This window comes from Sphingobacterium sp. MAE (assembly GCF_056711605.1).
Genome location: NZ_CM160044.1, coordinates 657828 through 682985 on the forward strand (window position 1 = coordinate 657828; position 25158 = coordinate 682985).

Annotated in this window: 25 protein-coding genes and 1 other RNA gene; 16 read left to right on the forward strand and 10 right to left on the reverse strand. The window is 37.1% G+C overall.

Annotation, left to right across the window (positions count from 1 at the left end; translation table 11 throughout):
* The first annotated feature begins 94 nt into the window (after positions 1–94).
* A complete protein-coding gene (locus tag AC06G9_RS02810) occupies positions 95–802 on the forward strand; it encodes a tRNA1(Val) (adenine(37)-N6)-methyltransferase (RefSeq protein WP_480957486.1) in 708 nt (235 codons plus the stop codon).
* Position 803: 1 nt separating this feature from the next.
* Positions 804–1298, forward strand: a complete 495-nt coding sequence (locus AC06G9_RS02815) for a metallophosphoesterase family protein (protein WP_248754814.1) — start codon at positions 804–806, stop codon at positions 1296–1298.
* 9 nt (positions 1299–1307) lie between these two features.
* On the opposite strand, the gene AC06G9_RS02820 is transcribed toward AC06G9_RS02815, so the two are convergent.
* Positions 1308–1643, reverse strand: coding sequence for a MerR family transcriptional regulator (locus AC06G9_RS02820; RefSeq protein ID WP_045752495.1), 336 nt, complete (start codon positions 1641–1643; stop codon positions 1308–1310).
* A 230-nt stretch (positions 1644–1873) separates the two neighbouring features.
* Between AC06G9_RS02820 and AC06G9_RS02825 the strand changes: the two genes are divergently transcribed.
* Positions 1874–2215 carry a hypothetical protein gene (locus AC06G9_RS02825; protein ID WP_045752496.1) on the forward strand — a complete coding sequence of 114 codons (342 nt, stop codon included), beginning with the start codon at positions 1874–1876 and terminating at the stop codon, positions 2213–2215.
* Between the two features lie 74 nt (positions 2216–2289).
* On the opposite strand, the gene accD is transcribed toward AC06G9_RS02825, so the two are convergent.
* The 5 genes from accD to dprA form a co-directional block, all read right to left on the reverse strand.
* Positions 2290–3132, reverse strand: coding sequence for an acetyl-CoA carboxylase, carboxyltransferase subunit beta (gene accD, locus AC06G9_RS02830; protein WP_045752497.1), 843 nt, complete (start codon positions 3130–3132; stop codon positions 2290–2292).
* A gap of 120 nt (positions 3133–3252) precedes the next feature.
* Positions 3253–3350, reverse strand: an RNA gene (gene ffs / locus AC06G9_RS02835) — signal recognition particle sRNA small type.
* 84 nt (positions 3351–3434) lie between these two features.
* Complete coding sequence (locus tag AC06G9_RS02840) at positions 3435–3662, reverse strand: DUF6814 family protein (RefSeq protein ID WP_045752498.1); 228 nt, start codon at positions 3660–3662, stop codon at positions 3435–3437.
* A complete protein-coding gene (locus tag AC06G9_RS02845) occupies positions 3655–5136 on the reverse strand; it encodes an MFS transporter (protein WP_480957487.1) in 1482 nt (493 codons plus the stop codon). The genes AC06G9_RS02840 and AC06G9_RS02845 overlap by 8 nt, the downstream gene beginning before the upstream one ends.
* A 24-nt stretch (positions 5137–5160) precedes the next feature.
* Positions 5161–6252 carry a DNA-processing protein DprA gene (gene dprA, locus AC06G9_RS02850; RefSeq protein ID WP_480957488.1) on the reverse strand — a complete coding sequence of 364 codons (1092 nt, stop codon included), beginning with the start codon at positions 6250–6252 and terminating at the stop codon, positions 5161–5163.
* A gap of 205 nt (positions 6253–6457) precedes the next feature.
* Here dprA and AC06G9_RS02855 point away from each other — a divergent pair, with 205 nt between their 5' ends.
* Positions 6458–6688: a hypothetical protein gene (locus AC06G9_RS02855; protein WP_045752501.1), complete on the forward strand. Its 231-nt coding sequence runs from the start codon at positions 6458–6460 to the stop codon at positions 6686–6688.
* A gap of 89 nt (positions 6689–6777) precedes the next feature.
* On the forward strand, positions 6778–7383 hold the full coding sequence (locus tag AC06G9_RS02860) for a hypothetical protein (RefSeq protein ID WP_480957489.1): 606 nt from the start codon (positions 6778–6780) through the stop codon (positions 7381–7383).
* A 1-nt stretch (position 7384) separates the two neighbouring features.
* On the opposite strand, the gene rsmG is transcribed toward AC06G9_RS02860, so the two are convergent.
* Together rsmG and AC06G9_RS02870 are read right to left on the reverse strand one after the other, a co-directional pair.
* Positions 7385–8020, reverse strand: coding sequence for a 16S rRNA (guanine(527)-N(7))-methyltransferase RsmG (gene rsmG / locus AC06G9_RS02865; protein ID WP_346570208.1), 636 nt, complete (start codon positions 8018–8020; stop codon positions 7385–7387).
* Positions 8021–8043: 23 nt separating this feature from the next.
* The gene (locus tag AC06G9_RS02870; RefSeq protein ID WP_480957490.1) at positions 8044–9189 is read right to left on the reverse strand and encodes a glycosyltransferase; all 1146 of its coding nucleotides are present in this window, start codon (positions 9187–9189) and stop codon (positions 8044–8046) included.
* Between the two features lie 201 nt (positions 9190–9390).
* On the opposite strand from AC06G9_RS02870, the gene tgt reads away from it, so the two are divergent.
* Genes tgt through AC06G9_RS02885 form a run of 3 tightly spaced genes read left to right on the forward strand, consistent with a single transcriptional unit; the run spans position 9391 to position 12546 of the window.
* The gene (tgt, locus tag AC06G9_RS02875; RefSeq protein WP_094771771.1) at positions 9391–10521 is read left to right on the forward strand and encodes a tRNA guanosine(34) transglycosylase Tgt; all 1131 of its coding nucleotides are present in this window, start codon (positions 9391–9393) and stop codon (positions 10519–10521) included.
* Positions 10522–10542: 21 nt separating this feature from the next.
* Positions 10543–11622: an LptF/LptG family permease gene (locus AC06G9_RS02880; RefSeq protein WP_248754810.1), complete on the forward strand. Its 1080-nt coding sequence runs from the start codon at positions 10543–10545 to the stop codon at positions 11620–11622.
* Between the two features lie 12 nt (positions 11623–11634).
* On the forward strand, positions 11635–12546 hold the full coding sequence (locus AC06G9_RS02885; protein ID WP_346570209.1) for a DMT family transporter: 912 nt from the start codon (positions 11635–11637) through the stop codon (positions 12544–12546).
* Positions 12547–12777: 231 nt separating this feature from the next.
* Here the strand turns inward: AC06G9_RS02885 and AC06G9_RS02890 are convergent, their stop codons facing one another.
* Together AC06G9_RS02890 and gltB are read right to left on the reverse strand one after the other, a co-directional pair.
* On the reverse strand, positions 12778–14235 hold the full coding sequence (locus AC06G9_RS02890) for a glutamate synthase subunit beta (protein ID WP_045752508.1): 1458 nt from the start codon (positions 14233–14235) through the stop codon (positions 12778–12780).
* 15 nt (positions 14236–14250) lie between these two features.
* A complete protein-coding gene (gene gltB, locus AC06G9_RS02895; RefSeq protein ID WP_346570212.1) occupies positions 14251–18765 on the reverse strand; it encodes a glutamate synthase large subunit in 4515 nt (1504 codons plus the stop codon).
* A gap of 323 nt (positions 18766–19088) precedes the next feature.
* Between gltB and AC06G9_RS02900 the strand changes: the two genes are divergently transcribed.
* The 8 genes from AC06G9_RS02900 (at position 19089) to AC06G9_RS02935 (ending at position 25037) form a co-directional block, all read left to right on the forward strand.
* The gene (locus AC06G9_RS02900) at positions 19089–20186 is read left to right on the forward strand and encodes a mandelate racemase/muconate lactonizing enzyme family protein (RefSeq protein ID WP_480957491.1); all 1098 of its coding nucleotides are present in this window, start codon (positions 19089–19091) and stop codon (positions 20184–20186) included.
* Positions 20187–20317: 131 nt separating this feature from the next.
* Positions 20318–21298 (forward strand): deoxyhypusine synthase family protein, encoded by a 981-nt coding sequence (locus tag AC06G9_RS02905; protein ID WP_021188785.1) that lies wholly within the window; start codon positions 20318–20320, stop codon positions 21296–21298.
* A 6-nt stretch (positions 21299–21304) separates the two neighbouring features.
* Complete coding sequence (locus tag AC06G9_RS02910; protein ID WP_045752511.1) at positions 21305–21862, forward strand: hypothetical protein; 558 nt, start codon at positions 21305–21307, stop codon at positions 21860–21862.
* Between the two features lie 65 nt (positions 21863–21927).
* On the forward strand, positions 21928–22500 hold the full coding sequence (gene rdgB, locus AC06G9_RS02915) for an RdgB/HAM1 family non-canonical purine NTP pyrophosphatase (RefSeq protein ID WP_248754805.1): 573 nt from the start codon (positions 21928–21930) through the stop codon (positions 22498–22500).
* Entirely contained in the window at positions 22500–23153 is a 654-nt protein-coding gene (locus tag AC06G9_RS02920) for a hypothetical protein (RefSeq protein ID WP_480957492.1), read from the forward strand. The genes rdgB and AC06G9_RS02920 overlap by 1 nt, the downstream gene beginning before the upstream one ends.
* Positions 23154–23181: 28 nt before the next feature.
* Positions 23182–23466, forward strand: coding sequence for a glycosyl transferase family 90 (locus AC06G9_RS02925; RefSeq protein WP_293926252.1), 285 nt, complete (start codon positions 23182–23184; stop codon positions 23464–23466).
* 93 nt (positions 23467–23559) lie between these two features.
* Positions 23560–24378 (forward strand): helix-turn-helix domain-containing protein, encoded by an 819-nt coding sequence (locus AC06G9_RS02930; protein WP_293926255.1) that lies wholly within the window; start codon positions 23560–23562, stop codon positions 24376–24378.
* Positions 24379–24458: 80 nt separating this feature from the next.
* Positions 24459–25037, forward strand: coding sequence for a DUF417 family protein (locus AC06G9_RS02935; RefSeq protein ID WP_480957493.1), 579 nt, complete (start codon positions 24459–24461; stop codon positions 25035–25037).
* The last annotated feature ends 121 nt before the right edge of the window (positions 25038–25158 follow it).

The window sequence follows — 25158 nt, forward strand, 5'->3', positions numbered from 1 at the left end:
GACTTTAGTTGATCGTATAAAGTAACGAAAATTTATTTAATTTTTATATTGATCTGACCAACACAACGGCTCTAAAACAATTATCTTTGTGGGGATGGCTTCTATATTTCAATTTAAAGAGTTTGCGGTGGATCAGTCGGATTGTGCGATGAAAATTAATACAGATGGTGTATTACTGGCTGCATTGGTTCAGATTGATTCTTCATCCCGTATATTGGATATTGGTACAGGAACCGGGGTAATCGCTTTGATGTTGGCACAGCGCTATGTTAAAAGTGAGGTGGTCGCTGTAGAGATTGATCCAGAGGCCGCTCACCGGGCGGTATTAAATTTTAGAAATTCTATCTTTAGTGATCGTATGGTGATGCATGCTTGTTCATTTCAAGATTTGGATGATACTAAGCCGTTTGATTTTATTATTTCTAATCCACCTTTTTACACGGATTCTTTGCATAATCCAGATGCAAGAAAGAAATTGGCTAGACATACCAATTTAGAATTTTTTAATGAATTATTGCAATTTTCGGCTCAATCTCTATCTCCAAATGGGTGCTTGGCTTTGATCTTACCTACGTTATTGGCGGATGACTTGAAAGTAATAGCCGAAAAATTGGATTTGAGATTAGAACGGGAGATCTTGATCCGATCTTTTGAAAATGATGTGGTCATTCGAAAAATTGTTATTTATCAGAAGGGTTATTGTGGTGAGGCTGTAGTCTCTGATTTTATTATTTATCAAGCAAAGGGTGTTTATTCGGATATGTATAAAACTGCTTTGAAACCTTATTTTTTAGCTTTTTAGTATGACAAAGATTGGATTGATTTCTGACACGCATTCTTATTTAGATGAAGCTGTATTTAAACATTTCGAGCATTGTGATGAGATATGGCATATTGGTGATTTTGGTAATAGCAATGTTGCTGATCAGCTGGAGGGCTTTAAACCTCTGCGTGGTGTCTACGGTAATATCGACGATCAAGCGTTACGGCTTCGGTTTCCTGAAGATTTGAGATTTTCCTGTGAGGGGGTTGATGTGTGGTTGACGCATATTGGAGGGTACCCTGGTAAATATGCTCCGAGAATTAAGAAAAAGATATCCGAAGATCCGCCTCAATTATTTATTACAGGTCATTCACATATTTTGAAGGTGATGTATGATCAGAAATTAAAATGTCTACATCTGAATCCTGGTGCTGCTGGTAAACAGGGATGGCATAAGGTGAGAACACTGATGCGATTTGAAATTAATGGGAGTAAAATCGAGCATTTAGAAATTATTGAGCTCGCTGGAAGATAAGGCTAAAATTTATAAGCTATCGCGCACTTCCAATAAAAAGCTTTTTAATTTTTCTAAGGAATCAACAACGCGTTGATTTTCTTTTGCTTCTGATTTATTGGTGCGTAGATACTCTCGAGCACCTTGGAGTGTATATCCTTTATCTTTGACTAAGTTGAAAATAATTTTCAAATTAGCAATATCATCTTGTGTAAACAGACGATTTCCTTTTTTATTCTTTTTGGGTTGAATAATATCAAATTCACGCTCATAAAAACGAATTTGGGATGCATTGACATTAAACATTGCTGTCACTTCACCCATCGTATAATACAATTTATTAATTTCGCGCTCTTTGTAAGGCATACTGATTTACTAAGTTTTATATAACAAACTTAGATAAATTTACTTAGATAAGCAATTGTATTGTGTATCTAAGACAAATTTATTCGTTTTCATATCTATTCATATTTTTTATGTCATGCTTTGTTATTTTTATACTCTCTGTTGAACTGTTTGTTGCAGATCTGTCTTAGTGGGGGGCGATATTGATCTATCGCATTTTAGTAAAATTGAATTTTTAAATTTGAAGAGTTATGATTTTGGTTAGTCGTTTTTGGACAAAAATATTTTCATTTGGGAAGGCTGATGCCATTACTATTTATCCTTTTATTTTTCTGAAAAAGCGTATGTTTAAAGAGAATAAACAATTGATCAATCATGAGCGGATTCATATCAGGCAGGCTGCTGAGTTGTTGATTATATTTTTTTATATGAGCTATCTACTTGAATTTTTATTTCGATATGTACAATACCGTGATTTTCATACTGCTTATTTAAATATTTCTTACGAGCGTGAAGCTTATGCTAATGAGGCTAATTTTGATTACTTGTCGCAGCGAAAGTTTTGGGCTTTTGGACAATATTACAAAAAATAAGAGCGCTACCGATAGCGCTCTTATTTTAAAGCTAGCATGTCTGCCAGGTATATTTTTTATTGAATAGATTTGGATTACTTTACCAATCTTAAATAGGTCGATACTTTATCTTTCAATTGTCTTCTATCCACGATAAAATCCAAGAAACCATGTTCTAGAATAAATTCTGATGTTTGGAATCCTTTTGGAAGATCTTTTTTAATCGTTTCTTTGATTACACGAGGTCCTGCGAAGCCAATTAGAGCTCCAGGTTCAGCGATATTAATATCACCTAACATTGCGTAAGAAGCAGTTACTCCTCCTGTTGTTGGATCTGTAAGTAAACATACATATGGTAAGCCTGCTTTAGCTAACAATGCTAATTTTGCGGCAGTTTTTGCCATCTGCATCAATGAAAATGCAGCTTCCATCATACGTGCACCACCTGATTTTGAGATCAACATAAAAGGAAGTTTATGTTCGATACAATAATCTATGGAGCGTGCAATCTTTTCACCTACTACAGATCCCATTGATCCTCCGATGAAGGTAAAGTCCATACAGGCAATCACTAATTCTTGACCATCAATCTTGCCATGACCAGATCGAATAGCATCTACCAATCCAGTTTTTGCTTGGCTTTCTTTTAAACGTTCTGTGTAGGGCTTTGAATCGAAGAAATTTATTGGATCTCCTGAGCTTAGTGTAGGGAATAATTCAGTAAACTCATTATTATCAAAAATGATTGAAAAATAAGCTGCAGAACCAATTCTAAGGTGGTATCCACAGTATTGACAAACGTAATTGTTTTCGATTTGTTCAAGGTTCAACAACGGTTTTTTACATGAAGGACATTTGTTCCACAATCCGTCTGGCGCCTCTTTTTTATTTTCTGTTGCCGTGTTTATTCCGGCTTTATCTCTTTTAAACCAACTCATACGATAGTTCTAATTCAGTTACAAATAAACAAAATTATTTTGTTTAGTAGAAGTATTCCTTAAAATTGCTGTGTATTTACGATTTGTGAAAGGAAGCTACCCGAAATTTTGGGCATAAAAAATGGGTAAGCTCCTTTTATCGCACCGCTCAACCAAATACCCTTGCTTTGTTCCCAACCTGGGGGAGTCAATGGGAGCTGGTCGTAAAAGACTTACCCGTCACAAAAGTAGAAAAAAAATCCTTCTAAAGAAAGATTTTTTGCTATTTGTGCTTACTGTATTGATAGTCAGCTACAATAATTTTAAGTTTTGTCTTTTGCATACTCTCCACAAAGGGAATAATAGCCAAAAAGCCCTAATCCTAGTGATATAATCGGGGTCAAAATAAACATAATGATGATTCCGAATACTAAATCTTCTTGGTGACCGATCTTTATTTTGGGAATTGCGAGCTCAAAAAGGCAAAAGTATGCGGTGAAAAGGGCTAGGGCAATCCATAGAATGCCTAATATTTTTTTTAGATTATCCATTGTTGAGATGATTAGGTTTATTTTTTATATATAGTGATCCGATTATGAAGCATACGGCTGCAATAATGATGGGATACCATAGTCCTGCTAGATAAAATTCAGGATCTTGTGCGACTTGTGCATTGGTGGTCAGGTAAGTCGAAATTGCGGGTAATAGGCCTCCGAAAATACCATTTCCGACATGGTAGGGAAGTGACATCGATGTGTAACGTATCTTGACTGGAAACATTTCGACTAAAAAAGCTGCAATTGGACCATAGACCATGGTTATGTAAATAATCTGGATGAATATTAATGCGGTTAACCATATGCGGTTTTTGCCATGTACTGTGATATTCTTCTTGATAATGGTTTGTTTTGTGTTTGTTAGTTCACTTGTTTCTTGCATTTGAGTTCCATCTGTGTATTCCTTTATGGTAAGTTGTTGATTATTATTTAATTTTTGGATTTTACTGAAACTTATTTCTTTTGTTGTGGTATCTGCTAGTTGGTACATCGCTTTGTAAATAGGTCGGTAGGTACAAAGTGCGAATAGCATCCCTAAAAGCATAATCCACTTTCTTCCGACTTTATCACTTAACCAACCAAAAAGAATGAAAAATGGTGTTCCGATCAGCAATGCTGTTCCTAAGATCATATCTGCTTCGTCAGAATTGAGATGCATAACGGTTTTCATGTAACTCATGGAGTAGAATTGCCCGGTGTACCATACTACTCCCTGTCCCATTGCGGCGCCAAATAAAGCTAGTAGTACAAATTTAAGATTGTAACGATTACCGAAGCTTTCTTTTAAGGGATTTTTACTGGTTGTACCTTCTTGTTTGGCTTTGGCGAACTCGGGTGATTCGCTCATGTTTTTACGGATGAGATAAGATACATAGACCATGAGTATGGATAGAATAAAGGGAACACGCCATCCCCATGCGTCAAATTGTTGTTCGGTTAAGATGTATTTTGTTACCAGTATAACAACTAAAGAGATAAATAAACCGAAAGTTGCTGTTGTTTGTATCCAGGATGTCCAGTAGCCACGTTGGCCTTCTGGTGCATGCTCGGCAACATATGTTGCTGCTCCACCATATTCACCTCCAAGCGCAAGCCCTTGTAATAAACGTAAAATCAGTACTAATAAGGGTGCGAAAAAACCGATGCTTTCATAACTTGGGATGCAGCCGATGAGGAATGTCGCACCTCCCATTAATAATAATGTAACCATAAATGTGTATTTTCTCCCAATCAGGTCTCCTAATCGGCCGAAAAAGAGTGCGCCAAATGGTCGTACGACAAAGCCTGCTGCAAATGTGGCTAGGGTGGAAAGGAATGCAGCAGTGGGATTGTCTGCTGGAAAAAATTTGGTTGAAATAACGATGGAGAGACTTCCGAAAATAAAGAAGTCATACCATTCGATGAGGGTTCCCATGGAAGAGGCTCCAATTACCTTCCAAATTGTTTTGGTGTTTGTATTTTCTTTCATTTAGTTTTATAAGGTTGTTTAGGTTTAAATTTTATATATTTTGCCAGGTAAAGAGGTGATATGACCATTCATCTCCATTTCGAGTAGGATCATCGCGAGCTTACTTTGAGGCCACTTGCAGTAATGCGTGATCTCATCAATTCCAGCTTGCTGTTTATCTTGTAAGAAAGTATAGAGATAAAGTTGATCACGATTTAAATCTTTGGGTATCAGTGGTAATTGTACACCGATTTGTTCTTGCTGAGGTTCCCAATTCATGAGATAACAGAGGTCTTTGGCATCTCGAATTAGATGAGCACGGTTTGTCTTGATCAAATAATTGCATCCAGCTGAGTAGGCTTGATCTATAGCACCTGGAAAGGCGCATACATCTCGGTTGTAGCTATTGGCTATTTCAGCAGTGATGAGGGCACCTCCTTTTATAGCGGCTTCGATCACGATTGTTACGTCGGACATTCCTGCAATAATACGATTGCGCATAGGAAAGTTTTGGCGGTCGAGATTGCTGTCGGAAGGGAATTCGGTCAGTAGACCTCCGTGCTGCAGCATGGCTGTTGCCGTTTCTCTATGACTAGGAGGATATATGCGGTCTAGCCCATGACCTAATACGGCTATTGTAGGTATCTGATGATGAAGTGCAGCTCGATGGGCCATGATATCAATGCCATAGGCGAGCCCGCTGACAATTGTTGTATTCAATGGTTGCATTTGTTCAATAAGCTTGTCACAAATTTTACGACCATAATTTGTAGCGTTTCTTGTACCAACGATACTAACGATCCGTTGTTTATTGAGATGAGTATTGCCTTTGTAATATAGAACAAGAGGTGCATCTTCGCAGTTTTTTAATTTCTGTGGATAATCTAAATTGTCGATCCACAGCACTTGTATATGATGTTTTTCAACAAATGCAAGTTCTTTTTCGGTTGCTTCTTGATAGTTTTTTGCTGCTATTTCGTTTGCTGTTCTACTGCTTACTCCCGGAATTTTTGCTAATGTGCTTGCTTTAGTCTCCAAAATCTCTTGCACAGAACCACAGTGAGCGAGTAAAATGCGCGCAGTTTTAGGTCCTACCCCCTTAATTTTGGTAAGTGCTATTTGATGGTAAAAGTTCATAGTTGGTATTTTAAAGATAGGCTTTAGTTCTGTGATTTAAAACTAAAAATTGATATATTCTAGTATATTTCAGCTGATGGCATTATTGATTTATTGTACTACTTGATTATATTATGGCTGAACATGGTCCTCTGAAAGAGGAAATGGAGAGAGGTATTGAATTACTCAAGAAAACCAATAACTTTGTCCATTAAATTTTTGCAATATGGAAATGAAAGAGCCTTTTGATATAGAAATTGAAAATGTTGTTTACTCGGTATTCCCGGAAGAAGAAGATACTTATGTTATTTTTAAAGAGGGGGTAGAGTATGTGCAGATTATTAAAGATACAGAGAATGTGTGGTTGAAAACTAATCCTGAGACGGGCTTACCGATGTTTGGTATGGACGAAGAGATCAATGCGATCGGTAAGAAAATTATTGAGGAATTGGGTTAGTCATTAAAGATTGATAGACAGTTAAACAAAGTTAAAATCGCCAATTAGCTTTCTTTTGTTATTATTTTTAAATAACTAATTATAAAGAAATGAATACAGGTCGCTTATTTTTTTTGCTGTCTATCTGTCTACTTTTATCTGTTAGCGGTGCGTTGCCTTCATCTGCTTGTTTTGTCTTTTCCTTTCAAGATACCAGTGTTCGGAGTACAAAAATAATTAAGCAGGATACCACCATATTGGATACTGCACAAATAGTCGGGGAAAAATCATCAGCGGAAGAGAAAATGGCCGAAAAGCTGGTTACGTATAGGTCGATATACTTTTGGGGAGATACGAAAAACATGGTGACCTTACCCCATCAGGGTGGTTTGGCAGTTAATCTCAATAAGTTTTATAATCTTTTGAGCAGGCAAGGTCGTGCTTCTCGACGGCTTCAGAAGCAGTTTGAACGTGAGTTTGAACAGGACAAGGTCTTAGCAAAATGGACTGCTTTAACTCAAGCATACACTGTTCTAACGGGAGACTCTTTGGTTAAGTTTCGTGCTTATTATGAACCTTCCTCTAGATGGTTGCGCAAGGCAGATCATTACGACCAGATTGCTTATGTGCAACACAGTTTAAAGAACTACCTTGATTCTGTCGAAATTATTCATCAACGTCTGAGTCTCCCTAAATTAGAGATTTTAAATCCCTAAATTACATCGGTACGTAAACCACAAATTTTGTTTCAAAAAAATCTTCTTTGAAATAATTAGATAGTGGGTGCAGCTCGGCCTTTAAGCGAGATTCTTTAATTTCTTCTGCTAAATCTCCACCTTTGAGGTATAAAATACCGTTTGGAATTCCATTTTTATCTTGTTTCAAGAACTTATTGCGAATCCAAGGAGCAAAATCTGCTAATCGTGTTACCGCTCGTGACACAATAAAATCGTATTTGTCATCCAATTGCTCGGCACGAATATGATCTGCTTCTACATTTTGAAGTCCTAGTGCTGCTGCTACTTCGCGAACTACTTTAATTTTTTTGCCGATAGAATCTACTAAGTGAAATTGTACTTCGGGGAATAATATAGCTAATGGTATTCCTGGGAAACCTCCACCAGTGCCTACATCAAGGATACGTGTGCCTGGTGCAAAGGTCATGGCGTATTTTGCGATACCTAAGGAATGTAACACGTGGTGTAAGTACAGGCTTTCAACATCTTTACGTGAAATAACGTTGATCTGATTATTCCAAAACGGGTAAAGTTCTGCTAGTTGTGCAAATTGTGTTTTCTGAACTTCTGTTAAGTTTGGAAAATACTGATATATAATGTCTACTGTAGGATTCAATGTGATTGTTTTAAAAATGAATATTATTTCCAGCTGATGGATTTCTTTTTTCGGTTGAATAAACCGTTGATGCAAATATAGAAATAGTAGATGATGTCTAATAATGGCAACCACCAAATGAGATCAAAAACTGCTAATTTTCGATATATTGATCTGAAAACTAAAATCTGTGTTATTAATCTGATGAGGTATGCGGCTAGTGGTATATACCAATAGTGTGGAAAAATAATTGCCGTAAGAATTAGTGCACAGTAGAATAAAAAGGACGTGATGAGCTGCGTGCCCAACATGCGCTGATGTCTTTTTTTGTAAATGACGGATGCTCCTGAGTGCCTCGCTTTTTGTTTGTAATAGGTTTTCCAAGTTGTTTTAGGTTCAGAATACACTATGGCATCAGGATGTATGGATAGGGCTACATTTTTTTTGGTTGCATTTTCATTGACGAAAAGATCATCATCTCCAGATTTGATATGCATGTGGGAAGCAAATCCTTTTTTACCGAAAAATAGTTTTTTTGTGTATCCCATATTTCTTCCAACGGCCATGTATGCGTCTTTCTTTAAGGCATAGGATAGATAACTCATTGCTGTATGGGTTGTCTCAAAGCGGATGAGTTTATTTAAGAAGCCTTTATATTTGAAATATGGCGAATACCCGATGACAATTTCTTTGTTGGGCTGGCTTAGCGCTCCTGCTGTTTCTTTTAACCAATTGTTGGAGTTTGGACTACAATCGGCATCGGTGAAGACCAGTTTTTCGTAAATGGCTGATTTGATACCGAGTGTAACAGCGAATTTCTTTCCGTGTTTAAGACGAATATGTTCTTTTATATCAACAATTTTAAGGTTTTCATATTTTTCTTGAAAATCTTTTAAAACCCATTTGGTTTCATCAGTCGAATAATCATTGACAACAATGACTTCAAATTGAGGATAGTCTTGCTCTAAAATGGAGGTTAAAAATTGTTGGAGGTTTTTCTGTTCGTTATGTGCACAGATGATAACAGAGATGGGATCAAATTGATCTTGTTCTTGATAAGAGCGCACTTTATGAAGACTTAGTTTTCCGTACACAAATATAATATAGTACAGCTGGATGAGCAGTAATAAACAGATGACGCCAAAGGCGATATAGGGGTAATAGATGGCGTATTGTTGTATGATGGACATAGTTTGCAAAGATAGTATGTTAGAAGGATATTTGCTTTAATAATGTTTTTTCTAGTGTAAATGTTAAAATCTTGTAAAAGGACAGTCTTTGCATTGGTTTTTATAGTATTTTTGCAAAGATTTTTAAAAAAACAAGCTGGGGAATTTGTTTTCTGAAATAGTAAAAATCATCAAATTAGAGTCCCCAAAAATTAAATATTAATGAAATTCACCCTTCAAGTACAAGATAAATTTTCTAAAGCGCGTGCAGGTGTTGTTGAGACAGCTCACGGAAAAATTCAAACTCCTATTTTCATGCCTGTTGGTACAGCAGGTACGGTCAAAGGTGTTCATCAGCATGAGCTGAGAAATGATATTAAAGCTCAAATCATTTTGGGAAATACTTATCATTTATATTTACGACCGGGACTGGATGTTTTGAATAAGGCTGGTGGTCTTCATAAATTTAATGGTTGGGATCGCCCAATTTTAACAGATTCTGGAGGTTATCAAGTTTACTCTTTGTCAGACAACCGTAAGATACGAGAAGAAGGTGTAACGTTCCGGTCACATATTGATGGTTCAAAGCATTTATTCACTCCGGAAAATGTAATGGATACGCAGCGGGTGATCGGTGCAGATATTATTATGGCTTTTGATGAGTGTACGCCTTATCCTTGCGACTATGGCTATGCGCGTCGTTCTATTGAAATGACTCACCGTTGGTTAAAAAGATGTTGTGATCGTTTTGACAGTACAGAACCCTTATATGGATATGACCAGACTTTGTTCCCAATTGTTCAAGGATCTGTGTATAAAGACTTACGCGAAAGGTCTGCTGAGAAAATTGCTTCTTTCAATCGTGAAGGAAATGCAATCGGAGGTTTATCGGTAGGAGAACCTGCTGAGGAAATGTATGCGATGACCGAAGTTGTGTGTCATATTCTTCCCGAAGATAAACCTCGTTACTTGATGGGTGTGGGTACGCCAATCAATCTACTTGAAAATATCGCTTTGGGTATTGATATGTTTGACTGTGTCATGCCAACGCGTAATGCACGTAATGGTATGCTTTTTACACGTCATGGAACGATCAATATCAAAAATGAAAAATGGAAGGACGATTTTTCGCCAATTGATCCTGATAGTGATCTGTACTCCGATCAAGTATATACAAAAGCATATTTACGTCATTTGATCCGTTCACAAGAACTTTTAGGTGCACAGATTGCTTCTCTACATAACTTACACTTTTATTTATGGTTGGTCAACGAGGCTCGTGAGAAAATTGTAGACGGTACATTCTACGATTGGAAAAATAAAATGGTTAAAGTATTGGGTCAACGTTTGTAATTTTTGCATCTTAGTAGTATTATGTTTTCTATAATCGATCGTTATATTATTAAAAAGTACCTGAGCACCTTTGTGTTCACGATGGCTATCTTTACGGTCGTCATGGTTATTTTTGATATTTCTGAGCGGTTGGATGATTTCTTGAAATATAATGCTCCTATGGACAAAATTATATTTGAATATTATGCTGGATTTATTCCGTTTTATTTGAATTTCTTATGTCCTTTGATCAACTTTATTGCTGTCATCTTTTTTACTTCAAAGATGGCAGATCAAACAGAAATTGTCCCAATATTAAGTGCTGGATATAGTTTCAACCGCCTTTTAAGACCTTATGCTTTTTCTGCTACGCTGATATTTGCTGTCTCATTTATATTCAACTTATATATTATTCCTCGAACGAATAAGATCAAGATCGGGTTTGAAAATGTGTATGTCAAGCCCTTGAAGGATAATACAAAGGTATCGACTCATATGCAAATTGATAAAAACAGTTATGTTTATATCGATAACTTTGATAATAATGCTAAGGTTGGCTATAAATTTGTCTTAGAGAAATTTAAGGGTGATACTTTATTGGAAAAGTTAATTGCTGAACGTATTACATGGGATTCGGTGACGACGAAATGGAAAATACATGATTATTCGAATCGTATCATTAATGGTCTGCATGAACGCATGGATAAAGGTACGGTGAAAGATACGACCTTGGATATGAAACCTAGTGATTTTGAACTTTATGATAATATTTTCACTGCTATGGATACCAAGGAGCTTAATGAGCGTATCTATAAAGAAGAAATTAGGGGGACTGGTATGATGACGGATCTTAAACTGGAAAAGTATAAGCGTTATGTATATCCATTTTCAGCATTTGTATTGACGTTAATGGGTGTTGCCCTGTCGTCAAAGAAAGTAAGAGGAGGTATTGGATTGAGTCTGGGTGTGGGTATCGGATTGAGTTTTACTTATATTGTATTTATTCAATTTGCCAATATGTTCTCGTTAAAAGGTGGGCTTCCACCATTGATTGCGGTATTGATCCCCAATGTAACGTTTTTAATTATTGCAATCTATCTGGCCATAAGAGCGCCAAAATAAACAAGTCCCTATATGTCTAAAATAAAAATTAATCAGAATGTTCTCATTCTGCATTTAACGATCCTAATATGGGGTTTTACTGGTATTCTAGGAAATTTGATCTCTATTTCTGCGATACATCTTGTGTGGTATCGCGTTCTCATCGCTGCTATTTCTTTGTTTATCTATCTTATCGTTAGTAAGCAACAGATTCTTGTATCGCGAAAAGATTTTATTTCTTTCATGATGGTGGGAGGTATAGTGGGATTACACTGGGTTCTGTTTTTTTATGCCATTAAGGTATCTACGGTGTCGGTTGCTTTGGTTACTTTATCTTCTTTGACATTGTATACTTCTATTTTGGAGCCTCTGATCAATAGGAAAAAGATAGCCATGATGGATATGATCGTTGGAGTAGTGATTATCATGGGTATATATATGATATTTCAATTTGAATCTAATTATATTGAGGGTATTGTTGCGGGTTTGGCTTGTGCATTTTGTGCGAGTATTTTTTCTATTGCAAATGCAAGAATGGTAAAAAAATCGAGTGCTACATTAATCACTTTTTATGAAATGCTAGGTGCTTTTTTCTGGGTGTCAGTTTTTATGTTATTCAGTGGAGATTTTAATGAAAAGATGGTTCTCAATCAGTCGGATTTAATTTATCTATTGATCTTAGGTGTATTGTGTACTGCCGTTGCTTATGTGTTAGGTGTTGCTGTGATGAAAGAATTGAGTGCGTTTACAGTAGCATTGACGACTAATCTGGAACCTGTATATGGTATTTTATTGGCCATGCTGATTTTCGGTCAAAAAGAGACGATGAGTTTAGGTTTTTATGGAGGTGCTGCTATTGTTTTAGGTGCAGTCTTCTTTTATCCTTACTTAAAAACAAAGATCGAGAAACGGAAGCAGGATCTGGTGATCAGAAAGATTTATTAATAGGAATTTCTTGTCATCATGCGATAGTGATTTTTGTGTCCAGCTATACTTGATGGATAGTTATACTAACGTGATCATCTGTGCTTATCAATCTTGTTTTTTGATCATTATTTTTTTGAGAGACTCTGCTTAAATAATCGCATTTAGGGACGTGATGTGTAGAAATATGATGAAAGAATAAACCCCGTAAATAAATTTACAGGGCTCATTCTTTTCTATTTAGGATTGGTATTAAGCGTAAGTATGAATAGCTTCCTTGCTTTCAAGTTCTGACTGGCCCATTAGGAACTCGTCTACTTTTCTGGCGCATTCTCGACCTTCTGATATTGCCCACACAACTAAGGACTGTCCTTTTCTGCAATCTCCAGCAGTGAAGATATGATCGACGGAAGTTTGATAATCTTTTTCAGTCGCTACTATATTGCCTCTGGCATCGACTTTGACGCCTAATTGTTGTGGCAACTGCTGTTCTGTATGTTGATAACCGACTGCAAGTAATACGAGGTCTGCGGGAATCTCTTTTGGTTCTGATTGGCCCAATTGTGTTCTTTTTCCATAATCATCGACTTGATACTCGACTTCTATGATTTGAACAGCTTTGACATTCCCGTGCTCATCACTGAGGAATGCTTTGGTTTCGGTTGCCCAAAGTCGCTCACATCCTTCTTCTTGAGAAGATGACGTGCTAAATGTAACTTGATCCAGTGGCCACGGATTATTTTTTAATCTTTGTTTGGCTGGAATTGGTTTGCGTGCGATTTGTGTGATGCTTTGTGCTAGCTGGCGATTGGAAGTTCCGATACAATCGGATCCTGTATCGCCATCTCCTATAATAACAACATGTTTGCCTTGTGCTATGATAGGTTCATCTGTATAATCTATGCCACTTACTTTTTTGTTCTGTTGTTTTAAAAAGTCCATAGCGTAATGAACACCTTTTAGGTCTTTCCCAGGAATGTCGAGATACCATGGTACTGTTGATCCTGTTGCAAGTATAACTGCGTCAAAAGCTAATAGCTCATGGGTTGAAATATTTTTTCCGACTTCTGCATTTACGTTGAATTTAATGCCAGATTCTTGCATAATGGCAATACGACGATCAATTATTTTTTTATCTAATTTAAAATCTGGTATGCCATAACGGAGTAAACCTCCAAGTTGATCATCACGTTCAAAAACGACAACTTCATGTCCAGCTTTATTGAGTTGTGCGGCTGCAGCTAAACCCGCAGGTCCTGATCCAACAATAGCAATTCGTTTATCTGTTTTGATATAACTTTTGTTAGGTTTTACGTAGCCTTTATTGAAAGCAATTTCAATAATATGTTTTTCAATTTCTTCTATGGTAATAGGAGAACTGTGTATGCCTAGTACGCATGCTGATTCACATGGTGCCGGACAAATTCTTCCTGTAAATTCTGGAAAGTTGTTGGTTGAGGTCAATATGTTGTATGCATCTTCCCATTTTCCATCGTAAACGGCATCATTAAATTCAGGTATTACATTGCCCAGAGGACATCCTGAGTGACAAAATGGAATACCGCAGTCCATACAACGTGCTGCCTGTGTATTGAGTTGACTATCTGTGTATCCTTTATTGAATTCCTGAAAATTCTGTATTCTGTAAGCTACCGGTTCTTTTTGCGGAAGCTCACGATCGTATTCTTTAAATCCTGTTATTTTTCCCATGATTTTTCCTCCTGATTATGCCTCAACTAATTTTGTACGTAATACCTGTTTGTATTCTTTAGGGAATACTTTGATAAAGCTGTTTTTCTCAGCAGTCCAGTTTTCGAGGATATGTTGTGCAATTTTGCTGTTTGTGAGTAAAATATGTCTTTTTAGCAATGCAATAATTGCTGTTTCATCTTCTTGCTCCAATGGATCAAGATCCACCATTTCGGTATTGCAATTGTCTCTAAATGTTCCTTGTTTATCGTAAATCCAGGCAATACCACCGCTCATACCTGCTCCGAAATTTCTTCCTGTAGGTCCTAAGATAAGCGCACGCCCCCCGGTCATGTATTCACATCCGTGGTCACCAAGGCCTTCTACTACTGCTGTTGCGCCTGAGTTACGAACTGCAAAACGTTCGCCAGCTTGTCCATTGATAAAGAGATGCCCCGATGTGGCACCAAATAGGGCAACATTACCGATGATGATATTTTCATGTGGAATCAATTTACTTTCTGCTTTTGGATAGATCGCTAATTGTGCGCCAGATAAACCTTTACCAACATAATCATTTGCTTCACCTTCTAATTCAAATGATAGTCCTTTTGTTGAGAATGCACCAAAGCTTTGTCCTGCTGAACCTTCAAATTTGTAATTTATGGTATTGTCAGGTAAGCCCTCGGATCCATAGAGTTTAGAGATTTCATTGGATAGTAAAGTTCCGATAGTACGATCTGTATTTTTGACAATAAAGGTTCCAAATACAGGAGTTTTGTTTTCTAGAGCCTGTTTTGCTTGCTTTAATAATCCCCAGTCTAAGATCATACCCATGCCGTGATCTTGCTCTTCGGTATTGTAAAGTGACTGATCAGGGTCGTTGGGCTCCACATATAATATACCTGAGAAATCAATTTTAGAAGCTTTCCAATGATCTATGTTCTCACGTTTTTTAAGGAACTGTGCTTTTCCTACCATTTCATTGATGGTACGGAAGCCTAATTCTGCCATGGTCTCTCTGATTTCTTCGGCCATGAAGCGGAATAGGTTAACAATATCTTCAGGTTTGCCTGTGAATAGCTTTCTTAATTCTGGATCTTGCGTAGCTACACCTACCGGACATGTATTTAAGTGACACTTCCGCATCATAATACATCCGCCAGCAATAAGTGCAGCTGTTGATACGCCCCATTCTTCAGCTCCTAATAAGGTTGCTACGACTATGTCACGTCCAGTTTTTACCTGACCATCTGCTTGTAGTACAATACGGCTTCTCAGTTTGTTTTTTACTAAAGTTTGGTGTGCTTCTGCTAATCCCAATTCCCAAGGTAGACCAGCATGCTTTGTAGAACTGATTGGTGAAGCTCCTGTTCCTCCGTCAAATCCTGCAATAAGAATAACGTCTGCATGTGCTTTTGCAACACCGGCAGCAATGGTTCCTACACCGGCTTTTGAGACTAGTTTTACATTGATACGTGCAGCGCGGTTTGCATTTTTTAGATCAAAGATCAATTGTGCCAAATCTTCAATGGAATAGATGTCATGATGTGGAGGGGGCGAAATTAGGCCTACACCTGGTGTTGAATGTCTTGTTTTGGCGATCCACTCATTAACCTTAGATCCTGGTAGCTGACCGCCTTCTCCAGGTTTGGCACCTTGAGCCATTTTGATTTGTATTTCGTCTGCCTGTGTTAGATAGTTGGATGTTACACCAAAACGTGCTGATGCAACTTGCTTAATTGCGGAACGCATGGAATCACCATTTGGAAGGGGTTGATAACGAAGTTCATCTTCACCTCCTTCGCCTGTATTTGATTTTGCACCGATGCGGTTCATTGCAATTGCTAATGTGCTGTGTGCTTCATGTGAAATGGAACCAAATGACATCGCACCTGTGGCAAAGCGTTTTAAAATATCACTAGCTGGTTCTACTTCTTCTAAAGGGATTGCGGTTCTGTGTCTTGCAAAATCTAATAAACCACGTAAGGTGAACATCTGTTCTTTTTGGTTGTTTATTTTTTCTGCATATCTTTTATAAGTTGCATAATCGTCATTTCGACAAGCTTGTTGTAGAAGATGTACGGTATCTGGGTTCCAAAGGTGTCCTTCTCCTCTTCGTTTCCATTGGTATAGACCACCTTCTGGAAGTAACGTTTGTGGAGTACGGCTTTCTTTGAAATTCACCCAGTGCTTTGTCAGTACTTCTTGTGCTATATCGTCAAGATTTAAGCCGCCGATACGGGATACAGCACCGCAAAAATATTTGTCTACGACAGTTTTGTCTAAACCCAATACTTCAAAGATCTGTGCACCATGGTAGGACTGTAGTGTCGATATTCCCATTTTTGAAAATATCTTTAATAATCCTGCATTTACTGCTTTTACATAGTTTTTAGAAAGTTCGGGCCAAGTTAATTCGGTTTCGATTTTACTTTGTTCTTTCATCGTCCGGATACTTGCTAAGGCCATATATGGATTAATGGCTGTTGCTCCGAATGCAAGTAAACAGGCAAAATGATGAACTTCCCAAGCATCTCCAGCTTCTACAACAAGACCAACTGCGCCTCGGTTTCCTGTTTTGATTAAATGGTGATGTACTGCGGATACAGCTAGTATGGATGGAATAGGTGCATGTTGTGAGTCAATAGCGCGATCTGAAAGTATTAATACCTCGAATCCATCACGGACAGCATCATCTGCATAGCGACAAAGACGTTCTAATCCGGCTTCAAGGGATCCACTTTGTCCATCTGCTCTGAAATATGATTGTAGGGTTTTTGCCTGAAATACACCCGTGTCTATTGATCTTAGTTTTTCTAATTCTTTTGATGTTAAGATGGGATGTTCTAGGGTTACGCAGTGACAGAATTTTTTGTCTTCAATAAGTATGTTGCCTGCATTTCCAATGAATGTTGCCAGACTCATGACTAGGCGCTCTCTTATTGGATCAATAGGAGGGTTGGTTACTTGCGCAAAAAACTGCTTAAAGTAACTGGATAGATGTTGTGGCTGATCGGACAGTATAGCTAATGGTACATCAGAGCCCATCGAGCCTGTTGGCTCATAGCCGGTCAGCGCCATTGGCGTTAAGATTGTTTCTAAGTCTTCTCTCGAATATCCGAAAGTTTGTTGATACTTAAAGACTGATTCTTTGGATAGATACGTGTATGTAACACGTGGCTCAGCTAATTCTGTTAATTTGATTTTATAACTGTCTAACCAATCGCCATAAGGTTGTTGACGTACTAGGTCGCCTTTTACTTCTTCGTCGGATAAAATTTTACCCTGTTCCATATCGACTAAGAAAATTTTACCAGCTTGCTGTCTTCCTTTTTTGATAATTGTTGATTCATCGATTGGAAGTGCTCCTGCCTCTGAAGCAACGATAACACGATGATCTGAAGTAATTGCATATCGTAATGGACGTAACCCGTTACGGTCTAAGGTGGCTCCTATAGATTTTCCATCGGTAAAACAAAGTGCTGCTGGACCATCCCAAGGTTCCATTAATGTGGCGTGGTATTCGTAAAATGCTCGCTTTAATGGGTCCATTTGTGTGTTGCCATCCCAAGCCTCGGGTACTAGCATGAGCATGACATGGGAAAGGCTACGGCCACTGTGTAATAAAAGTTCTGCTACATTGTCTAAACATGCTGAGTCAGATTGACCACGATCGACAACAGGTAGGAGTATCTCCATCTCTTCTTCTGTAAAATAAGGAGAGGAAAGGGCACGCATGCCTGCGTAAAACCAGTTGAGATTTCCTGTTAATGTGTTGATCTCACCATTATGCGCTAACATACGGAAGGGCTGTGCTAATGACCAGGAAGGGAAGGTATTGGTTGAAAATCGTGAGTGTACTAATCCAAATGCAGAAACAACTCTTGGATCGCGTAGGTCTTTGAAATATGTGCCAACTTGGTAGGTGGTGAGCTGACCTTTATAAATAATTGTTTTGCAAGATAGGGAAGCGAAGTAAAGCGGTAGTGGGTATTCTTGATACTGTTTGATTTTTTGGATAATCAAACGTCTTAGGACAAATAATTTGCGTTCAAATTCTTCCGTGTTATGTACTGTCTCGGGTCTGTCGATAAAGAATTGAACTATTTCTGGTTCAGCGCTTAATGCTGTCGGGCCTATACCTGCTCTACTTACTGGCACATCCCGAAATCCAAGGAATTTCATATCCCTTTCGGTTGCTGCTTCTTGTATAACTGTTCTGCAAATTTTGTTCATTTCAGGTTCTTTGGGAAGGAAAACCATTCCTACTCCATAATATCCTGGTTCTTTAAGTTGTATACCGAGGTTGATACATTCTTCCCAAAGAAACTCATGTGGTAATTGAATCATGATACCTGCGCCATCTCCACTCTCTGGATCACAGCCACAAGCACCACGATGCTCCATATTTTCTAACATGGTCAAGGCATCTCTTACCTGTGCATGTGATTTTATTCCTTTTATGTGTGCGACAAAACCAACCCCACATGCATCGTGCTCAAAACTCGGGTCGTATAGCCCTTGCTGATTTGTGTTACTTTCAATCATCTTCCTTATTCAATTATTACTTTGCTAATATATGAACAAAATCATTAAAATTTTATAGAATTTATAAATTATTTTAAAATAGATTATGTTATTTATAAATTTAACTGTTTTTGTTGCTGATATTGCATTTTTATGTGATTTGTATTCAAGTTTTTGATACGCTGTAGTTCGTTTTTTGGGTCACCTGTCAGGGTTACTCTTTGTATTTGTATGTGGAGTTAGCCTTAATCTAGTTTTTAGTGTCTCTATTTTTTGATATACTTTATCTATCTTAGCTTTATTATGATCACCTTGTGAGGTGATCATATAAGATATTTTTAGCCATGAAGATCACTGAAATAGAAATTTATAGATTAAGTATTCCTATGGAACCTTTTGTCATTGCAACGGGTACAATGGATTTTGCCCAGAATACTTTTATTCGTGTTCATACTGATACTGGGATATTTGGTGTTGGAGAATGTTCTGCTTTTCCAATGATTGTTGGCGAAACACAAGATACTTGTTTAGTCATAGCTCGTGATTTTGCTAAAATCTGGAAGGGGAAAGATCCTTTGGAGCTTGAAGCTCGTCTTGCTGAGTTAAATTTGTATATCGCCAATAATACAACCATTAAATCGGCTTTTGACATGGCATTGTATGATATTGCTTCTAAAAATGCTGGCGTTCCTCTTTATCAATTTCTGAAAGGAAGTCCAAGGGAAATCGTAACTGATATTACGTTAGGTATTGCGAGTCCAGAAGAAATGGCAGCTAAGGCAAAAGAACTTTACAATGCTGGGGCTGCTATGTTAAAAATAAAATTAGGAAAGGATCCTAAAACGGATGTCGCACGTATTCGAGAAATACGTAAAGCTGTTGGTTTTGATATTCCTATTCGGATTGATGCCAATCAGGGATGGTCTTACGAGGGAGCGGTGGAGGCGCTGCAAGGGCTTGAACCATTTAAGATTCAGTTTTGTGAACAGCCCATGCGCACTTATCTGGATCATTTGCTACCTGCACTTCGTACTGAAACTACTGTTTTAATTATGGCTGATGAATCGGTGTATTCACATGATGATGCTGAGCGCCTTTGCCGTGCTGACGCTTGTGATTATATCAACATCAAATTTTCAAAATCTGGTGGTATTCATGAGGCATTAAAAATTGCTGCGGTGGCTGCTGAGTTTAATATTCCCTGTATGATAGGGGGGATGCTTGAAAGTCGATTGGCTTTAGCCGCGAAAGTTCATTTTGCTTATGCAACGCCGAATGTGAAGTTTTATGATTTGGACACTTGTATGGTCGGACATTTGGAAGATCCTGTTAGTGGTGGGATTCAATACAACGGTTATCATATCCATATTTCTGATCATATAGGGATTGGTGCGGATATTAAACAAGAATTTTTAGATCGTTGTGAACGTTGGGTGATTTGATGATCTTAAATTTTTAACATTTGTTAAAAAATGATGGAAGAGTTTGCTGTTTGCCAGTCCTCTGGGCTTAAAATAAATAATATTCAGTACCTTTGTAGCACTTATTATTGTATTAAAAGTAGCGAAATATTATGAGTACACAAAAAGGTCCTATTTCTCAGTTTATTGAGGAAAATTACCTTCACTTCAATGCTGCGGCATTGGTGGATGCAGCTAAAGGTTATGAGGCTCATCTATTGGAAGGTGGTAAAATGTTAATTTCTTTGGGTGGTGCAATGAGTACTGCTGAATTGGGAATTTCTTTGGCTGAAATGATCCGTCAAGATAAAGTACATATCATTTCATGTACGGGTGCTAACCTGGAAGAGGATGTGATGAATTTAGTGGCACACTCACATTATAAACGTGTACCTAACTATCGTGACTTGACTCCAGAGCAAGAAAGAGAATTATTAGATCAACATTATAATCGTGTTACAGATACTTGTATTCCTGAAGAAGAAGCTTTCCGCCGTCTGCAAAAACACTTGGAAGATGTATGGCATGCTGCTGAGGCAAAGGGCGAGCGTTATTTGCCACATGAATTTTTATATCAAGTTGTAAACTCTGGTGTATTGGAGCAATATTATGAGATTGATCCTAAAAACTCTTGGATTGTTGCAGCAGCAGAGAAGAATTTACCTATTGTTTGCCCAGGATGGGAGGATTCAACGACTGGTAATATCTTTACTTCTAATGTAATCAAAGGTAAATTGAATGTTCATACTGTGAAATCAGGTATTGAATATATGATTTACTTGACAGAGTGGTACCGTGCTAACTCTTCTGGTAAGGGTGTTGGTTTCTTCCAAATAGGTGGTGGTATCTCTGGTGACTTCCCAATTTGTGTTGTTCCGATGATGTATCAAGATTTAGAGTGGGAAGATGTTCCTTTTTGGTCTTACTTCTGTCAAATCTCTGATTCAACAACTTCTTATGGTTCTTACTCGGGCGCTGTTCCGAATGAAAAGATCACTTGGGGTAAATTAGATATTGATACTCCAAAATTTGTGGTTGAATCCGATGCGACTATTGTTGCTCCCCTGATTTTTTCTTACATTTTGGGTAAATAATAAAATATGTCGAATTTATTGACTTCAGATCCGATTGCTTTACAGGCATTTATGTCCGAGACTATTTTCGCGACAGCTGATGCTATCGGTAATCTTTCGGTAGAAACGGAGTCTGTATCTTCTTCTTTAATTCCTTCGCAGGTTCCTGCTCATCAGGAAGCTGTGGAGGAATTTATCTATCAAGGTTCTAAAACGAAAGGAATCTTGTTTATTTTAAGATATCCAAGTTTTCCTTATTTTTCACCTGAGGCTGAGGATGCTTTTATCAAAACAATTGGAGCCTTAAAATTGACATCTGATGATGTTGCTGTTGTGAATTTGGCTAATACTCATAATCCAAATGACTTTAAAAGAATCATGACTTTTTTCGCGCCTAAAAAGATTATTCTATTGGGTGTTGATCCTAAATCTTTGAAATTGCCTGAAATCGCACATAATTCTTATATGCATGGGCGCATAGCTACTGTATTTAATACTTATAGTTTTGAAGAGATGTTTGCTGATATGGTTAAGAAAAAGTCTTTTTGGGTGGAGTTTAAATCTTTAATTCAGCATCAAGGATAGTCTTTCTCGTCTATCATTAGCTATTTTCCTTTTATATTTCTACATTTAAATAAAATCCTATTCAAATGATTGAACTTATTTTTGCTACTAATAATGCCCACAAATTGGAAGAGGTGCAAGCTATGGTGGGAGAGCAATTTTTACTTAAGTCTTTGGCTGATATCAATTGTCATGACGATATTCCAGAGACTGGAGTTACTTTTTATGAAAATGCGAAACAAAAAACGGATTATCTGGTCAATAAATATAAACTAAATTGCTTTGGAGATGATTCTGGTTTAGAGATTGATGCTTTAGATGGTGAACCTGGAGTGTATTCTGCACGTTATTCGGGTACACGGGATATGGAGCAAAACATCAATTTGGTGCTGGAAAAATTACAAGACGCGGATGACCGTAATGCTCGTTTTAAAACAGTGATTTCTTTATATTTAAATGGAGAGCAATACTTTTTTGAGGGTAGCGTTGAAGGTCATATTATCGATAAACGCAAAGGTATTGATGGATTTGGTTACGATCCTATTTTTGTACCTCATGGTTATGCTCATACATTTGCTGAAATGACAGCGGATGAGAAAAATAAAATTAGTCATCGTGCTATTGCTATTGAAAAAATGGTTGAATTTTTGAGCAAATAATGATGAATACCAAGCGTGTATTTTTTAAAAATAAGAACTTTAAATTCGGGTATTATTTAAGAGCATTTTTTCGTGAATTTTCTTTTCTACCCTGGTACCGGTATAAAAGAAAAGTGCTCAACCGTGATTTGATATTATCTGATCAAAATTTTTGTGCTCGTTTAAATTATTATAATCAATTGGATCATGAACAAATAATAGGATCTGCTGGGTGTAGACTGAAAGATCTGAAACGCCCAGATCGTGGTTCTGTTTATTACTTTGATTTGAAGCAATATCTAAGGTATTTTAAAGGTGACCTGATGATTGATATGATTCCAGGAGATGTTGTTCATGTGCCTGAAACTCCTGCAATTGTTAAGAGTAGACCTATTAGAAGCGGTAATAACAATGCTGTTCTTCTGAATTTGGATAAAGTGAGGCATTTTAATTTTATCAACGATGAAATTGCATTTCGGGATAAAAAGAATATGTTACTCGGACGTGCTACAGTTTATCAGGAGCATAGAAAAGCTTTTTTTAATCTTTATTTTGATCATCCTATGTGTGATCTTGGAGATGTCGCCAAAAGGAATAGGGGTATGCGCTGGTTTAAGCCAACGATGTCGATATCTGAGCATTTGCATTATAAATTTATTGGCATTGGAGGGTAATGATGTTGCGACAAATTTAAAATGGATCATGTCTTCTAATTCAATCGCAGTGATGCCGACGCCAAAATTTGAAACTTGGTTTATGGAAGGTTTATTACTACCTGATGTACATTACATACATATTAGGGATGACTATAGCGATTTGGAGGAAAAACTAAATTATTATATTTCGCATCCTGAAAAAGCGGAGGAAATTATTGTGTCTGCACAGAAATTTGTTCAACAGTTTAAAAATAAACACAGGGAAGATCTAATTTCTATCATGGTCCTTGATAAGTTTTTTGAGCAGACTGGTCAACGATCTTTACTTTAATTACTATTCTAGTTTTCGATGCTGCTCAAAGCGATAGTATTATTAGGGAATTAGTTTTAGCGATATTTAATAGGTGATCAAAACCATTGCTCCATGTTAATTGATATTCAATATCTTAATTCTAGTGCTTTTGAGGACGATTTTCAATCTCCTTTTTACCAAATTATTATGCTTAAAGAGCAGCGTAATTTTGCTGTTGATTTTACAAATTATATTTGTCCGCATTATTCTTTAGTTTTTTTGTCGCCTTATCAACATTTTGACTTGTACGATCTAGATTCAAGATTGATCAAGAAGCTAGAGTTTCATGGTGATTTTTATTGTATAGAATATCACAAGAAAGAGGTTGCCTGTAACGGTCTATTATTTAATAATATTTATTTGTCCCCTTTTGTGACAGTTACGCCTGCTTTATTTGAGGAAATAGAATCAATTTTTTGTAAAATATGCATCGAAAAGGCCGATGATAGTCCTTTTTCTGAATCTGTACTCAAGTCATACTTACAATTGATATTGGCTTTGTGCAGTAAAGTGAAGTCTCCACAATTGATTAATACGCATGTTTATCAGGATGAATTAACGGTTGGGTTAAAATTTCAAAAATTGCTGGAAGCATTTTTTTTGATAGAGCGATCCGTACAATTTTATGCTCATGAACTTGCTTTGGGATTGGATTCATTTAGTAAAAAAATTAAGAGAGAGTTGGGAAAATCTCCTTCGCAATTTATTCAAGACCGTGTGGTGTTAGAAGCAAAAAAACTGCTGCACTTAACCTATTTATCGATTAAAGAGATTGCTGCAAAACTTGGGTTTGAAGATGAGTTTTATTTTAGTCGATATTTCAAGAAGAATGTCGGGATTTCTCCTTCTTCATTTCGAGAGCGTGTGGGTATCTCCATTGTGGCTAAATAATCTATTAAATTTACGGATTTGTCCATGCTATAGCTGCTTTATTAATTGGAAATTTGTACATATATCAAATATAGACAACTATGTACCGACTTATTTCTTTTTTAGCAGGATTACAAAATCAGTTTATTAATTTTTTGCGTTTTACCGTCTTTCTTGTGATGGTGTGGATAGGAGGTTTAAAGGCATTTCAGTACGAAGCTGATGGTATTGTTCCTTTTGTAGCCAATAGTCCCGTTATGTCTTTTTTTTACAGCAAGAAGGCGCCAGAATATCAACAGTATAAAAATCCGGAAGGCAAAACAATTCAAACAAATGTAGATTGGCACCATGTAAATGGCACTTATTTATTTTCCTATGGTTTAGGAGCTGTTATTGTAGGTATTGGACTTTGTGTTTTATTGGGTATATGGTTCCCGAAAATAGGATTGCTTAGTGGTATTTTGACATTTGGGATGTCCTTGGTGACGTTATCATTTTTGATAACAACCCCAGAAACATTTGTGTCAAATCTAGGTGGTGATTTTCCGACACCTTATTTCGGGTTTCCTTATTTATCAGCATCTGGACGATTGGTTATTAAGGATATTATTATGTTAGGTTCTGGACTTATCTTTTTAGCAGATAGTGCAAGAAGAATCATGCTATCTGTAAGTCGTTGATATTCTGCTTAAATTGTGTAAATTTAACCTGAAATGTTATAATTCTAAGGTGTCAATAAAGTGTTATTTTTGTCATGCAGATTTAATCAATTGCTTCTCTTTTTGAAGTCTAGAAATTTTT

Bases quoted from the DNA above. Each gene is read 5' to 3' on its own strand.
- AC06G9_RS02845 (WP_480957487.1), bottom strand. From the start codon at position 5,136: ATGAAAGAAAATACAAACACCAAAACAATTTGGAAGGTAATTGGAGCC.
- AC06G9_RS02890 (WP_045752508.1), bottom strand. From the start codon at position 14,235: ATGGGAAAAATAACAGGATTTAAAGAATACGATCGTGAGCTTCCGCAA.
- dprA (WP_480957488.1), bottom strand. From the start codon at position 6,252: ATGAACTTTTACCATCAAATAGCACTTACCAAAATTAAGGGGGTAGGA.
- AC06G9_RS02930 (WP_293926255.1), top strand. From the start codon at position 23,560: ATGTTAATTGATATTCAATATCTTAATTCTAGTGCTTTTGAGGACGAT.
- tgt (WP_094771771.1), top strand. From the start codon at position 9,391: ATGAAATTCACCCTTCAAGTACAAGATAAATTTTCTAAAGCGCGTGCA.
- AC06G9_RS02815 (WP_248754814.1), top strand. From the start codon at position 804: ATGACAAAGATTGGATTGATTTCTGACACGCATTCTTATTTAGATGAA.
- AC06G9_RS02860 (WP_480957489.1), top strand. From the start codon at position 6,778: ATGAATACAGGTCGCTTATTTTTTTTGCTGTCTATCTGTCTACTTTTA.
- AC06G9_RS02900 (WP_480957491.1), top strand. From the start codon at position 19,089: ATGAAGATCACTGAAATAGAAATTTATAGATTAAGTATTCCTATGGAA.
- AC06G9_RS02855 (WP_045752501.1), top strand. From the start codon at position 6,458: ATGGAAATGAAAGAGCCTTTTGATATAGAAATTGAAAATGTTGTTTAC.
- AC06G9_RS02920 (WP_480957492.1), top strand. From the start codon at position 22,500: ATGATGAATACCAAGCGTGTATTTTTTAAAAATAAGAACTTTAAATTC.
- AC06G9_RS02910 (WP_045752511.1), top strand. From the start codon at position 21,305: ATGTCGAATTTATTGACTTCAGATCCGATTGCTTTACAGGCATTTATG.
- AC06G9_RS02925 (WP_293926252.1), top strand. From the start codon at position 23,182: ATGTCTTCTAATTCAATCGCAGTGATGCCGACGCCAAAATTTGAAACT.
- rdgB (WP_248754805.1), top strand. From the start codon at position 21,928: ATGATTGAACTTATTTTTGCTACTAATAATGCCCACAAATTGGAAGAG.
- AC06G9_RS02870 (WP_480957490.1), bottom strand. From the start codon at position 9,189: ATGTCCATCATACAACAATACGCCATCTATTACCCCTATATCGCCTTT.
- AC06G9_RS02820 (WP_045752495.1), bottom strand. From the start codon at position 1,643: ATGCCTTACAAAGAGCGCGAAATTAATAAATTGTATTATACGATGGGT.
- accD (WP_045752497.1), bottom strand. From the start codon at position 3,132: ATGAGTTGGTTTAAAAGAGATAAAGCCGGAATAAACACGGCAACAGAA.
- AC06G9_RS02935 (WP_480957493.1), top strand. From the start codon at position 24,459: ATGTACCGACTTATTTCTTTTTTAGCAGGATTACAAAATCAGTTTATT.
- gltB (WP_346570212.1), bottom strand. From the start codon at position 18,765: ATGATTGAAAGTAACACAAATCAGCAAGGGCTATACGACCCGAGTTTT.
- AC06G9_RS02880 (WP_248754810.1), top strand. From the start codon at position 10,543: ATGTTTTCTATAATCGATCGTTATATTATTAAAAAGTACCTGAGCACC.
- AC06G9_RS02825 (WP_045752496.1), top strand. From the start codon at position 1,874: ATGATTTTGGTTAGTCGTTTTTGGACAAAAATATTTTCATTTGGGAAG.
- AC06G9_RS02885 (WP_346570209.1), top strand. From the start codon at position 11,635: ATGTCTAAAATAAAAATTAATCAGAATGTTCTCATTCTGCATTTAACG.
- AC06G9_RS02905 (WP_021188785.1), top strand. From the start codon at position 20,318: ATGAGTACACAAAAAGGTCCTATTTCTCAGTTTATTGAGGAAAATTAC.
- AC06G9_RS02810 (WP_480957486.1), top strand. From the start codon at position 95: ATGGCTTCTATATTTCAATTTAAAGAGTTTGCGGTGGATCAGTCGGAT.
- AC06G9_RS02840 (WP_045752498.1), bottom strand. From the start codon at position 3,662: ATGGATAATCTAAAAAAAATATTAGGCATTCTATGGATTGCCCTAGCC.